This window comes from Variovorax robiniae (assembly GCF_037889955.1).
Classification (GTDB): Bacteria; Pseudomonadota; Gammaproteobacteria; order Burkholderiales; family Burkholderiaceae_C; genus Variovorax; species Variovorax robiniae.
The window spans coordinates 13,982-27,622 of record NZ_JBBKZS010000041.1; the positions used below are offsets into that span (position 1 = coordinate 13,982).

The 13,641-nt window shown below is 65.8% G+C and carries 8 protein-coding genes; 2 read left to right on the plus strand and 6 right to left on the minus strand.

Annotated features, from left to right (window positions below; translation table 11 throughout):
- Nucleotides 1-154: 154 nt before the first annotated feature.
- The gene (locus WKW79_RS35370; protein WP_340339908.1) at nucleotides 155-562 is read left to right on the plus strand and encodes a hypothetical protein; all 408 of its coding nucleotides are present in this window, start codon (nucleotides 155-157) and stop codon (nucleotides 560-562) included.
- A gap of 343 nt (nucleotides 563-905) precedes the next feature.
- On the opposite strand, the gene WKW79_RS35375 is transcribed toward WKW79_RS35370, so the two are convergent.
- The 4 genes from WKW79_RS35375 to WKW79_RS35390 all read right to left on the minus strand — a co-directional run bounded on the left by WKW79_RS35375 (nucleotide 906) and on the right by WKW79_RS35390 (nucleotide 8,339).
- Nucleotides 906-1,178 (minus strand): hypothetical protein, encoded by a 273-nt coding sequence (locus WKW79_RS35375; protein WP_340339909.1) that lies wholly within the window; start codon nucleotides 1,176-1,178, stop codon nucleotides 906-908.
- Nucleotides 1,179-1,879: 701 nt separating this feature from the next.
- On the minus strand, nucleotides 1,880-3,793 hold the full coding sequence (locus WKW79_RS35380) for a phage integrase family protein (RefSeq protein ID WP_340339910.1): 1,914 nt from the start codon (nucleotides 3,791-3,793) through the stop codon (nucleotides 1,880-1,882).
- 2,304 nt (nucleotides 3,794-6,097) lie between these two features.
- Nucleotides 6,098-7,144, minus strand: coding sequence for a ParB/RepB/Spo0J family partition protein (locus tag WKW79_RS35385; RefSeq protein WP_340339911.1), 1,047 nt, complete (start codon nucleotides 7,142-7,144; stop codon nucleotides 6,098-6,100).
- Nucleotide 7,145: 1 nt separating this feature from the next.
- A complete protein-coding gene (locus WKW79_RS35390) occupies nucleotides 7,146-8,339 on the minus strand; it encodes a ParA family protein (RefSeq protein ID WP_340339912.1) in 1,194 nt (397 codons plus the stop codon).
- Between the two features lie 638 nt (nucleotides 8,340-8,977).
- Here WKW79_RS35390 and WKW79_RS35395 point away from each other — a divergent pair.
- Nucleotides 8,978-10,345: a replication initiation protein gene (locus tag WKW79_RS35395; protein WP_340339913.1), complete on the plus strand. Its 1,368-nt coding sequence runs from the start codon at nucleotides 8,978-8,980 to the stop codon at nucleotides 10,343-10,345.
- Between the two features lie 631 nt (nucleotides 10,346-10,976).
- On the opposite strand, the gene WKW79_RS35400 is transcribed toward WKW79_RS35395, so the two are convergent.
- Both WKW79_RS35400 and WKW79_RS35405 read right to left on the minus strand, forming a co-directional pair.
- Nucleotides 10,977-12,113, minus strand: a complete 1,137-nt coding sequence (locus tag WKW79_RS35400) for an IS110 family RNA-guided transposase (protein WP_340339914.1) — start codon at nucleotides 12,111-12,113, stop codon at nucleotides 10,977-10,979.
- Nucleotides 12,114-12,481: 368 nt separating this feature from the next.
- Nucleotides 12,482-13,513: an ABC transporter substrate-binding protein gene (locus WKW79_RS35405; protein ID WP_340339915.1), complete on the minus strand. Its 1,032-nt coding sequence runs from the start codon at nucleotides 13,511-13,513 to the stop codon at nucleotides 12,482-12,484.
- Nucleotides 13,514-13,641 lie beyond the last annotated feature (128 nt).

Consider the following 13,641-nt stretch of genomic DNA (forward strand, 5'->3'; position numbering starts at 1 on the left):
CTCCTTTGGCGTCGAGGGATATGTGATGGAGTGCCGCCTTGCGTGATCTCCGGAGGCCCGACCGCGCCATGGTGACGCATGGCATGGGACACTCTGCATCGAACACCAGAGGGGGCATGCCCTGCTTTGCCAGGACGACACCCGCCCGAGATACATGAACGATCTGCAGACCATCGAACACGCTCGCACGTCGATCGAAGAAATCATCACGACGCGATACCTCGGCATCCAGGCGGTGCCCACACTGTCGGCCACAGACTTTGCGCAACTCACCCCGGAGCAACGCGAGGCGGAACGTCGCATTGGCGAAGAGAACGAGCGTGGCAATCGCATGCGCGTCGGTCTGCACATGTGCCTTAGCGCGGCCAGCGTGGCGCTGCAGACGGCCGAAAGCTTGATGAGCGATCTCCCGGCGTTGACGCCGGCGCAGCGCGCCCAGGCGCTGATCAAGTGCGCAGAGGATGCGATGGCTGCGTCGGACGCGGCGCGTCACGCGTCCGCGGTTCTGTCGGGCGACGAACTGCCGGAGACAGACTCCTTCTACGAAGCGTCGCGCTTGTGAGTTGCGCGGCCGCGCGTGCGGCGCCGTCCGCCGGACACGAGGCGTCGCAGGTCGAGCGGGCATGTGCATTCATGTACGGACGTCGATCCCGGAGCCGACGGTGACCTTTCACATCCAGCGCGTAGCGCGCACGATCCTGGCGGCAACAAGGCTGCGGCCGGGGTCCAGGCGCTGATCTGCGGCTTGCCGCACGCAGTGCAGCAGGCGGTCACGCCAATTGCAAAGCGCGTGACGACGGGATCGGAACTGGCAGGCGCAGTCATGGCGCGGTGGGGCGGATGCAGCGGCCGTGCCGGGCGCGGTCCGTCCGGAAACGCCGCGCCCGCGAGGGATCCTGTTGTCTTCAGGACGACGTGGCGTCGTCGCCATCCTCTCGGGCAGTGGCCTCGTCACGCCAGAAGCGCCACCAGGGCCGCGTTGCCGCGGCAGGCTCGGGTGTCAGCTGTTGCAATTGGCTCGTTCGTGCGCGGCGGCGCTGTTCGACCTCCAGTGCGTGGGCGATGCCGTTGGCCTCCTTGTCGCCATGGAGCGCGCGCTTGCGCCAGCTGGTTGCGAGCACATGCAATTCGTCGTCTTCCACGACGGCGAGTTGTTCCGGGGTTGGCAACTGGTTCATGTCATTGCGCCGTGAACTGCGCGTCTTCTGCTTGCTGTGTGATCATGGTGCGCGTCCCTTCGCGAGGTCAAGTTGGATGCACGCCTGAACGATGGGCGGGCCACGCCGGTGCCCACTCGAGCGCACGCGTCACTCGGGGCCGGTAACGCCATCTCACCCTTCGTCATGTCCACCACCAGGACGGGTCTGGAATGTCCTCGCCGACCTGTGCCCTGTGCCCTGTGCCCATTGTCAAACATCGCAAGGCCGCCAGACAAGGCATGCGCCTGGTCCGGTGGCGTCGCGAAGCGATCCGGCGCCGCCTTATTTTGCCTTCCGCGATGGCGTGCCCGCCCTGCGCGGGGTCACCCGCACGCGCGGGATGCGCAACAACGGGCATCGCAGTCCGCGGCAGACATGGCCGAGGGAACACATCCCGGAGCCGTTGACGCCCACCGGCACAAAAATGAACCGGCGCAGCCGCGCGGGGCACGGCGGTCGAAAGGAGAACGCAACGTCGCAACGACGGGCCGGGATCCCGGCGCTGCCCGATGCGGCAGGTCGGCGACCTTGAGGAGTGGGGGCACAGGGAAACCTTGTGCGCACGACATGTGGGCGATGGTCGATGGACCATCGGCCGCGCCGACCCAGCTGGCAGGGGTCCCCCTGCCCTGTCGCATACGTTTACGAAATGGCGAGGCGTTTCACAGGCCATCGGCGGCTCACCCTCGTGGCCGGTAGCCCGCGGTCGTCGCCAGAGATGCGTGGCCCAGATGGCGCCGCACGGCCTCGAGCGGTCGCGAAAGCTGGTTCGGCCGTTCGCTCAGTGCGCCGAAGCCGTGCGAATGCCGAAGCCAGTGAGCGCTCGCTTTTCTCAAGACAACCCGATCTGTCGCGTCGCAATGCTTGCTCAACCGCATCAGGAGGGCCTTGATCGCCTTGGCCAGGCCCGACGAGCTCCAGCCTCGTGGCGCCGCGTCGGCGCGGGCGAAGCAGACCAGCACCGGGATGGCGCCGCAGGCCGGGTCGCGAATGCCCTCGCATGCACGGTGACGTGACAGTTCCCTTTCCAGCTCGGCGACAAGTTCCGCCGGGACGGGCACATGGCGCCGCCGCGTCCCCTTGCCTTCGATGGACAGCTGCCACTGCGGCGCGGAGGCGCCGGGCACCTCCGCCGGCGCGAGCGGTCCGAGGTCCCCGCAGCGCGCCGCGGCGAGCTCGGAGATCCGCAATCCGGTGGCGTGGAGCCAGCGCAATGCGCGCGCCACGGCCGGTGCCGTCGCGCGCGCTGCCCGGTCTGTATCGTCAACTCGATCCTCGCGCTCGGCGAGCAATGCCTCCAGCCGATCCCACTGCGCCACGGTGAGCGTGCGATCCGCGCTGAAGGCTCCCTTGCGGCGGGGCGGCTGCGCCACGTCGGCAAAGGGATTCGCGGTCATGTAGTTCTGGCGAACCAGGAAGGCGAACAGCGCCTTCACCACGGTGACGGCGTGGCTTCGCGCCGCCGGCGACAGCGGGCCTTCGAGGGGACGCCAGCGGGGTGACCAGCGCTGCTGGTGCCGGGGCCCGCACCATTCGGGCGGCGGATCGGCGAGGAACGCGCAATAGGCCCGGGCATCGTCGGCCGACAAGGACGACAGCGCCTTGGCGCGCACCAGCACAGACCAGAGCAGCAGGCGCTCGGCTTCCTTGCGGTACGCGCGGAAGGTGGCGCTCACTTTCCCGGCGGGTGGCCCACCCTTGGCCTCCAGCCACGCAGAGATCGCCGCGTGGTCATGGGTCGCACGGAGGCCGCAGCGCGCCTGGGGCGCGCGGTACTTGCCCTGGCGACCGTCGAGCGCCTCCGGAACCCGGAACTTTTCCAGCGGCAGCAGCGCCGTGGCCGGGGCCACGATGCTGTTGCGCAGCGCAGGCGGCACCTGGCCAGGGGGCATGCGCACGTGCGCCTGGAGGCGCAGCGCGGGCACATGTACGTGCCCGTCCAGCCAGGCCATCACGCGGGCCGCCTTGTGGACGCCGACGCCCGGTACCTGGCACCACCAGCGTGCGCCGACCAGGTTGATGTGCGCGACCAGGTCCCCCAGCGTTCGCAGACCGCAACGGTGCAAGCGCGTGGCCACGGCCGGATTCAGCCATGCCTTGACGTCGTCGCCCGGGCGCGGTTCGGGCGCCATGTGCGACTCCAGCCATCGCAGCGCATCGAGTTGCTGGGCAATGACGCGCGAGCGCTGCGTCAGCCCGCCACGGCGCGCGCGCTCGGAACCCCCGGTCGTGGCGTCGGGATAGGCCTCGGCATAGGCTTCGGCCTGTTCCGCCTCCGAGAAGTCCTCGAGGCCCCGCTCGGCGGCAAAGGCTTCCAGTGTCGGAAAGCTTTTCGCTGCGGCGCTGAAGCGTTCCGGATCCAGCCGCACCAGACGGGCCATCCCGGGACGCGCCTCGCGCCGAGCCGCTGCCGCGAACGCATCCCTGATTTCCGCGATGGCGTGGCGGATCGTGCGCAGGTCGGTGGACGCGCCCTCGCTCTGGAGGTAGCGGTTCCAGCTTTCTTTTTCGTCGAGCCCTTGCAGCAGCGCTCGCATGAACGCGAAATGCCCGCGGTGCAGCTGGCGCGCCGGGCGCGCGATCGGGCTGCTCACCGCCGCGGCTCCCGCCGCTCAGCCGGCTCGGCTGCCGCTCGCCGCAGCGGCTCCTGCCCCCCTCCCCGCCACAACGCCTTCACGCGCGGCAAGCGTCGCACGCCAGGCGCGGCCCATCCCCGCCGGGCCCAACGGAGCGGGCACGCGTCCGCCGGCCCGGCTGGCTGCATGCCATCGCAGCGCGTTACGGGCGACGCGGCGTGAGTCGGAACACAGCGCTGAAGAAGAGACATTCTGTGAAAACGGGATCGGGCAGGACCTCGGAGCGAGCCAGGCGACTCGACCCGGAAGACATCATATCTCGCGACTTATCATCCGTGCGAGTTTTGTGCTGTCATTTCGGACTTTGTGCCGACAGCCAATAAATGTTGATATGAATCAAGCACTTATGAGTGCTTCAGGAGAATGTCAGTGAGCGGAGTGGGTCCGGAGGCCGTTGGATGAAGTGATCGGTGTAAGTACTTGCCAGCTCTTGAGGAACTGGCATCCAGGCCCTGCAGGCGTTCTCAGTGGCCTCCCCCGACGCTGCCCCCCCGCCACCCGCGCAGCAAAGGAAAGACCCGGACACCAAAGCGCCCGCTTTGTCGAGGCGTCGCCGGACCGGCTCGTCGCGCCACGGCGGCGTTTGAACCTGCACCCGGTTCACGTTGCAGGGAGGAACACCCGTTGACGGTCAATGCGCATAGGGTCCGATGCAGGAGGCATCCCGGCTGGCAAAGCGCAAGACGCCATGCGCGCGGGGCCCCTTCCGCCGCGACCGGCGCTTGCGCAACTGTCGCGGAAGTCGGCCCCATTCGGCCCCACGGGCCTGCTGCGCGCGGCGCTGGAGAGCAGACAAACAACCAGCAGACGAATCCTCGTCCCGGTCCCAAACGGAACAGAAACCCCGCGCGATCTGGCACCCGCCAGCGTCCCGCCGCATGCAAGTCGAACCGTGTTGCGGCGCCCTTTCGCGCGGGTCGTGCACGAACGCAATGGCCAGCATGCGGCGTTTGGTGTCCCGGGACATCCTTGGGATGCTCCACGTGGGTTGCAGACCCTGCGCGTCGCGGCTCCGGTGCACGGCTGGAGGTGGCCCCAGTTCAACGCGACTTGGGATTGCGCGGCGATTCGCGCGTCCGCTCGAGTGCGAGGGAGCGCGACGGGAATTCCCCGGTCAATGCCGGGATGCGCGTCGCCGGCACATGATGTGGATGAAGCGGCCGACACGCGTGGCGATGGGTCTTCGCTCAGGCAGACGGTCGCGGTGCGCCTGCCAAAATGTGGTGGCGCGCCGCGCGGAGTGGGAAATGCGCCGCGCCATGCCTGAAGGTCAAGCACGGTAGCGAGGCCAGGCACCAGAACGCCGCTGGCAAGAGGCGGAAGGTGACCCTTATGAAGGTCGCTGAAGCGTCGGCTGCGCCCTGAACCGGGGCAGGACACGGGCGCGGGGGCACGAACATGCACTCGAAAAAGCAGGGGTGGTCCCGGAACCACCCCCTGCCGGATCGCGCCGAAGGAGGTCTCCCGAGCGCCACTGATGCACGAACGGCGCACGCCAAAACACCGCGATGGCCCGCGGCCGGTTGTTGTCATCCGCAGCGCGACGCTTGAAGCGAAGTGTTCCGCCCTCACGGCGCTGCCCACCGCGACCCGGAGTTCGAAGCGAGCGCCGTTCCTCCACCCTCTTCCCGGATACGGGGGGTGGTTCCGGAACCATCCCCTTGCCAGACCGACCTGCTGGAGTTCCGGCAGCGACTTGCGTTGCGTGCAGGGCGATGGGATTCCCCTGCACGCTGACGCGGCGGAGATTCGAACTATGCAGGGTCGAACGCGCAGGCCTCTTCTGTTGCCAAGTGCAAGCCCTCATGCGCGAAATTGCTCCCGGGCGGGGGGTGGTTCCGGAACCACCCCCTCGCCTGGCGGCCTCTTGGCAGGCGCATTCGCCTCGCGTATCGCGCAGCAGGCGCTCGATGTGACCTTGAACGCGCGATGGGCGGTGCCGCCCTGTGCGAGATTGCGCCGCACACGTGGCGCTCACGCGATGAGGCCCTGGGGGTGGTTCCGGAACCACCCCCCACCTGAGTGTCCTGACGAGGCGTTTGCGGCAGCCGCCGCATCCAGGGCACGCTGGCGCATTTGCGGGCCGCCGGGCCGAGGCGTATCAGGCCGCGTAACGATGGACGCGCAACGCGCTGCAAATGCAGTGATGGGCCATCTCCGGCCGCCCGCAGCACGCTCCTCGAACGCTGCCGGAAATGCCCAAAGAACAAAAAAAGGGGGTGGTTCCGGAACCACCCCCTTTGGTCAAGGCCGTTGCGAAGCCTACAGGCTCTTCACAAAGTCCTCTGCCATCTGCCGCAGCGCCGCCTGCTGCGCGGCCGAAAGTGGCCGGTGAACATGCAGCGCAGCACGGCCGACCGCGTCAAAGCGCAAGGTCGCCGCCTTCTTCCCATTCGAGTTCAGCGTCAGCGGCTCGACCGCGGCGACATCCGAAACCGTCGCCGGGGGCGCCACCAGGTAGGCCAGCACTGCCTTTGGACCACGCGGCCCGCGGTGTGCGGCCATCTCCGCAGCACGCTTCGCGAGGCCGGGCTGGTCTTCTTCCAGTGCCTTGTTCAGCAACGGGGCCCAGCGCAACTGGATGTCCAGCGGCGTTGCAAACGCCGCCACGACATCGTCCGGGAGCTTGGCCAACGACAGAGACTTGCCCAGGTTGCTGGGGTCGATGCCGAGCGCCGTTGCGAGCTGTCGGTTGGAGCCGAACAGCCCCTGCTCCAGCGCCTTGAGGTACATGACGCCCTGTTCCCACGGCGAGAGGTCGGCGCGTTCGCGGTTCTCGCGATCCATCTCGACGAAGAGCGTCTTGTCGTCGAGGTTGTCGACCACCGCCAGCACCGGCAGACCCAGCTGGCGGCAGGCCTCGTGTCGGCGATGGCCAAACACGATCTCATAGGCCGCCTCGTCGCCGCCCTTGCCCGGCCGGACCTTGATCGGCTGGACGTTGCCGCCCGCCTCCATGATTTCACGCTTCAGGCGCTCGAAGTCATCGCCCAGGTAGCTGGACGCATGCCGATTCGCAAAACGGCTGCGACCGATCTGCGCGGGGTCCAGCGAACGCACGGGCTTCGCGCCGTCCCACGCGCGCAGGTCGCTGACCGCCTCGGCGAGTTCCGCCTCCAGCTCGGTGGTCCGAGCGGCACGACCGCGCAACTCCTCGTTTTCGCGCAGCAGTTCGGACCGTGCGTCGTTGGCGTGGGCCATCATCGCGCCGGGCGCAGTCTTGGGGGACTTGAGCTCGGTGCTGGCGCCGCTCGCCGGCGTCAGGAGAGCGGCGAAATCGATCTTGGAAGCTTTGTCTCTGAGGCCCATGTCACGCTCCTGCCAGGGTGAGGCGATCGTCTAGCTGGCGCGCCCAGACCGCCTCGATCTGCTGTTCCACCAACTCGCACATCCGGTCATAGGCGTCCCGCGCGCGCGCGAAGGTCTTCGAGTTGACCGAACCGCGCGGCAGGTCATAGACGGTGCCGAACTCGGCGCTGGCGGTCGCCGCCACGGCCGTCTTGGGAATCTCGATCGGCAGGACCTTATCACCGTAGCCCTCGAGCACCCATTGCCGCACCACCGAACTCGCAGCGTCGGAAGCCTCGACCCGCGACAGCAGCACGTCGATGAATTCGAAACTCTTGTTCTTGCCACGGCTGCGGATCAAGCCCTTGCAGAGATCCGAGAAGAGATCCCAGAACTGCGCCGAACTTGCAAAGTCGAGCGCCGAAGGGGGCAGGGGCATGATGACCCCGTCCGCGGCCATCAACGCGTTGATGGTCACATAGGACAGCGAGGGCGGCGTGTCGACCACGATCACGTCGTACTCTTCGCGCGTCGCATCCAGGCCCCGATCCAGCACCCGCCAGAACTCGAAGCCTGCGTCCTTGGACTGGCGCGCCGGCAGGATGAATTCGGCGCTGTACAGGAGTGGCGCAGCACACACGACGTCGATGTTCGGCCAGTAGGTCTTGCGAATCGCGTACTGCAGACTCTCCTCATCCCCGCTGAACAGCGGCATGGCCGTGTGCTCGACGTCGACCTCGGCATCGGGCAGCACCCCGAACAGCGTGGTCGCCGAACCCTGCGGATCCAGGTCCACCAGCAGCACGCGGTGCCCGCGCATCGACAGGCCCTGCGCCAGCGTCACCGCGGACGTCGTCTTGGCGACGCCGCCCTTGAAGTTGGCGACGGTGATGGTGATGCCGGCAGCGCCCTTGGGACGCAGGTGTGACGCCCTGAAGTCCTGGCTCCACAACTGCGCCTCGGCCATGCTCCACTCGCGGCGGTTGCCGTGAATCGATCCGGCAGGCAGGTCACCGCGCGTCTGGCGATAGGCGATCTTCGCCTTGTCGACGCCGCACAGGTCGGCGAGCTGGGCTGCGGTCAGGTTGGGCGCGATCTTGGCGGCCGTGGGAGCCAGCATGGCCGTGCGGATGTGCTCCATCATGCCGGCGATCTTTTGGGCTTGGATCTCGATATCCTCGAGCGTCTGTCGACGGATGGTTTGCTTGATATCCACGCAAGGTGCTTTCGAAGTTTCAGGGTTATGCGATTATGCACAGCACCTGCCAAAAATCGATGAACATGCGCTTGACCGCCTCTCGAACGGCTGTTGGATCCCGCATCCGTCCCCGCTTGAGTCTATGAAGCCCTGCCCTGATTAAGATAATACTTATTGAATTCAAGAAGTTAGGCTCCCTCGACAGTTTGATTTTCTCTTTTAAAATCAATAACTTACGAAGCTTCATTCACGCAAGGCGTCCGTGATCTAACCGGAAGCGTCCGCAGAATACCCGCTTCTGTCCGCACTTTTACAGGAAAGTGTCTGTGCTTTCTCATGAGCCCTGCAAGTTATCAACAGCCCCTTCCAAGTGCTTGTCAGATCACAGATCTTGACGTCTCAAAGCCGGCGTCCGTGATTTACTCGGCTCGCCTGCGGGGCCGCCGAAGCCGTCTGGTGGGCCGTGCGGGGACTTCTGTCCGCGTTTTACCCGGGCGCGGACGGGTCCCGAAGGAGGTCCAGCCGACGAAGTGTCCGTGATTTAACCGGGCACCTTGGGCCCACCGGTCCGCAAGTGTCCGCGAATTACTCGGGCCGGTCGCCGCTTCGCGCCACTGGATTTGCGTCCAAGGGAGCTTGGACATATCATCTGCAGAATGAGTTCGACCGAATCCGCAGCATCGAATCTGTCCGCCAAGGGGCAGGGTGGGGCGGACCCGCTCGAATTGCGCAAGCCCCACGAGATGGTGGTCATGGTGCCCCGCTCGGCGCGGGTCACGTTGACGGCGCGCCGGATCTATACCGTGCTGCTGCAGGTCTCCCAGGCCCGCCTGGGGTCCATGAAGACGATGCCGTTGGCGGACTTCCTGTTCGAGGCCCCGCTGGCCACGATCCTGCGAACCACGGGATCGGATGCCTCCGACCGTACCGCGGCCAAGCGCTATCTTGGCGAAATGCGCAGTCTCGAAGTGGACTGGGAGTCCACCGCGCCGGGCGACGGGGTGAAGTGGCGCGGCTTCTCGATGCTGTCGGAGGTTGCCCTCGAAGTGCGGCGCGGAGAGACCTGGGTCAGCTGGTCGTTTCCACCGTCCATCATGTCGGCCCTGCGCGAGCCGTCGCGCTGGGCGCGCATCGATCTTGACCTGCTCGCGCGCCTGGGCACCTATGCATCGGTGGCCCTCTACGAGATCTGCGCCCGCTACCGGGACAATCCGGGCGGCGTCACGAGCCGCAAGCCTGTCGGCTGGTGGACGGATGCGCTCAGCAACATGCCCGGCGGCGACCGTCGGGAGTGGCGCAAGTTCAAGAACGAGCGCATCAAGGAGGCGGTCGACGAAATCAACCTGGAAACCGACCTGGAAATCGAGCTGATCGAGCACCGGCAGGGACGCACGGTCCATGAGGTGCAGTTCGCGGTGCGCCGGCGCAGCAAGGTGGCCGCCGTGCGCACGGGCACCCAGTCACCGGTCGACGCCAACCTGGTGCTGCGCGCGGAGACGCTGGGGATCCGGGAGATCAAGCTCGACGGGCTGATCAAGGAATTCGGCGATGCCTTGGTGCGCGAAAAGGTGGAAGCCCTGGAGAAGAGGGCGGCCAACAGCAGCCTCAGAGTGATCGACAACGCCTATTCCTATTTGCGATCGCTGCTGCGCAACGACGTCCCCGCGGCGCCCGTGGCTCCGACCGTGGGCGAGGTCCTGGCGAGTCCTGCCGCCGAGCCCGCGCCTGTGCCGGCCCCAGCCCCGGCGGACCCGGCGGGTGAACGCATCCGCGCGATGAAGCGGGAAATCGAGTCCCTGAGCGCTGCACAGCGCCAGGTCTGGGTGGACCGCGCGCTGCAGGACCTGTCGAGCAAGGGACTGCTGACCGGCGTCATCAGCCGGCGCGCGACGCAAGGCGACGTCATGCATGGCTTGCTGGGGTCCGTCATCGTCCACACCTATGCTGCGGCGACCTATGGCCCGCGGTGGAATGACGGGGGCTCGCACGACCCCACGCAGGAGCTGTTGCTGCAGCCGGCGTAACGCCTATGTTCGGGTGTGGCCGGACTGCACGTCTGACAAGGTGTTGCCTCCGACCGGCGTCAGGGGTGGGCATGGGCAGGCATGCGCGGGCTGCGCAAGGACGGCGCCACAGAGCGAGGTGGGCAGGTTCCGACTGGCCTTGCCGCGGGCAATTCATTCAGAGGCAGCCAATCATGCCCGCGTCTTTCTTGATCGAGCATCGAAGATGTTTGCGAAGGTCAAGTTCCGAGGCAGACGAGTCGTACGTCGAGGAAGGCGCCAAAGTCGGCTTCTATGGGGACTTGTTTGTCAAGTCTTTCGATCAACATCTCTGTGCACGTTTCATGGTGGCATCCTCGTGTTTCTGAACGGATGAGGCAGTGGCGGCATTGGCGACACATCTTGATCCGAGGTCGGGGTGTGGTAAGCGTTCGAGCCAGTGCCCGGACGAACTTCTATCCGTGCAGGGTGCGGACACCTTGCACCTCATGCTGCATGCGCGCAAAGCGCACTGGCAAACCCCGGTTACCGGCGCGCCCCTTCTTTCGGGACGGTCACTTTGCAGTGACCCGCCGACTTTGCGGGCGCGACGACCTTTGATCATCATGATGCGTTCCTTGACGCCACCGTGAGCTAAAGCACTGTTCGGACTTCAAGAAGTGGCCGGTTTGAGCTCGGCGCCGGTCGGGATCTCGCCGTGCTGCAGATAACGCCACAACGCGATCGCCAAGCGACGAGCCAGCGCCACGATACCGACTCTGCGCATGCGCTTGCCCCCGCCAGCGAAGCGCCGGTTGAACCACTGGGTCAGCGCGCTGTTGGGCTGAAAGCGCAGCCAACTCCAGGCGAGTTCCACCAGCATCGTCCGCGCTCGCTTGTTGCCCGCCTTGCTGATGCCCTGCTCGGCCTGGCTGTCGCCGCTGGCATAGGGCGTGGGGGTGAGCCCGAGGCAGCCCGCCAGTTCACGCCGGTTGGCGAAGCGTCGCCAGCCGAACACCTCCTTGACCAACACCCAGGCGCCCTTGGGGCCGATCGCGCGCAGTTGGGCCAGTTGCGTCACCAGCGGCTGCTTGCCGTCGGTCAATTCCTGGCGTCGCTCGGCCTCCATTGCCTTCACCTGCTGCTTGACCAGCGCAAGCCGTGCGCTCTCGCGCTCGATCTCGGCGCGCAAGACAGGCGGAACCTGCTCGCCATGGCGCTCCCACCAGCGCGCCCAGTCGCGCCCGCCGATGATGACGTGCGGGCGCAGGTTGTGCAGCACCAACAGCGAGCCGATGCGGTTCGTGTGGCAGGTGCGCTCCTTCGTTAGCCGGGCGAGTTCTCGGTGGGTGCGGCGTGCGTCTTCGTCCTCGGGTGTGGGCTCATGCACCACCGACCACACACGCTCGCCGCGATGATGGCGCAGCAGCATCACCAACAGTTTGTCACCATCGAGCCGGTCAGTCTTGGCCCGCCTGGCGTGCCGGTTCACTTCAATGCTGGAGGAATCGACCACGATGTTTTCGATGCGCTGCTCGATCAGCCAGCGGTGCAGCCACCAGCCGTCGCGCCCGGCTTCGTAACACGAGTGCACCAGGGCCCGCGGCTCGAGCTTGCAGCGCTCCCGCGCCTTGTCGATGCAGTGCGCGACAGCGGCCATGTCGCCAGCGTTCACGTTGTACCGACTCGGGCCGAGGCGGCCATCGCTTGCCGTCAGCTTCCACTTCTTGTCTCCGAGCTCGAAGCTCATGTACAACTCGCCCTGGATCGCCGTACTCTCACGTTGTGGGACTGCTTGGGTCGTCGACATTTCCATCTCCTCTGCCAAGAAGTTAAGGAAATCCCGTTTTAGCCAAACGGGGCTCGCTCAGGTAGTCCCACATAGCATCTTTCACTGCGTGCCCGGAACTGGTACTCGCGGCCATGAACTGCCATTCGATGTGGATGCCAGAAAGCAGCCGCTCGACGCCGCTCTCGACCCGTTGTGGAAATTTGCTTCACTTTGAAGCGGACACATTCAGAACGCGGGCCTTGAGTGCTGTGGATCTTGGCGCCACGGCAAAATCAATGGCGCGCATCTATGGCGAACGCAATCAACGACCTACCCACACACTAAGGGGCCGAGGAGTCGGGCTCTTTTGTGCCTTGTCGATCCTCCAAGTCGAGCGTGCTGGCCGCTTACTCAACCACTGCGTCAGCCCGCCATAGCAAGGTTTGCGGGATGTTGACCCCGAGTTCTCTCGCCGCCTTGCGATTGAGTACCAGCTCGAACACCGTCGGTTGCTCAATCGGCAGATCTCCAGCCTTTTCGCCCCGGAGAATGCGCGCAACCTGCTTAGCCGACTGACGCCACATCCCGGGGATGTTCGGCCCGTATGACATAAGCCCGCCAGCGTCGGGCAGCTCCCGGAACGCGAACATCGCCGGCAGCCGCCTTTCCTGGGCCAGCTTGGCGATGCGCGCAGCGAAGATGTAGGCAAGCTGATCGCTGAACATCAATAGCGCATCCGGGCGCTCACCCGCGATGGAGTCAAAGACCGGCTTGAGATCGTCGCCGCTACGGAATTCGAACGGTGCCAGCGAGACCCCAAGCACCCGCGCCGCAGCCCGCAATTCGCGCCATTCGGCCTTGAACTCGGAGTAGGCCGGGTTCCAAAGGACCGCGATCCGCTTCGCCTCTGGGACCGCCTGAAGCAGGAGTTCAAGGCGTTTGGTGGCCAGCATCGGAGTCAGCTTCGACATGCCCGTAATGTTTCCGCCGGGGTGGTTGAGGCTCTTGACGATCCCCAACTCAACCAGGTCCTCGTTGCAGGTCGGCACCACGATCGGAATGGTCTGCGTCGCGCGCCGCGCGACATCGAGCGGTGCGCCGCAGACCGGCACCAAGAGCAGATTCACAGAGGACTTGACCAATTCCCTTGTCAGCGGTTCGAACAGCTCCGGGCGCCCGGCCGTACCGCGCAGATCGAGCGTGAAGTCTCGCCCCTCGACTAAACCTTGATCTGCCATGCCAGCCAAAAGCGATCTCCAGGTGGAATACGCGCGCATTTGCAATTCGTCGGAACCAGCCGAGACAGATCCGATCCGGGCGAGCCGCGCAGGATTCTGTGCCAGCGCATCGACCGTGCCGGTCGCCACGCTCGTCATCACCACAGTCAAGCCAAGAGCCCGTCGCAGTCTGGCTCCGATCCCGCGTTCGATGCCGTCCATACCTGCCTCCGGAGATTCTTAGAACTTATCCGTAAATAGGTAAACTGTCGATCCGAGCCGCATTGGGCGCGGCGATGGATCGAGATCTTGGCGAAACGTGTTGAGTCGTGGGTGGTGACCGATGAGTT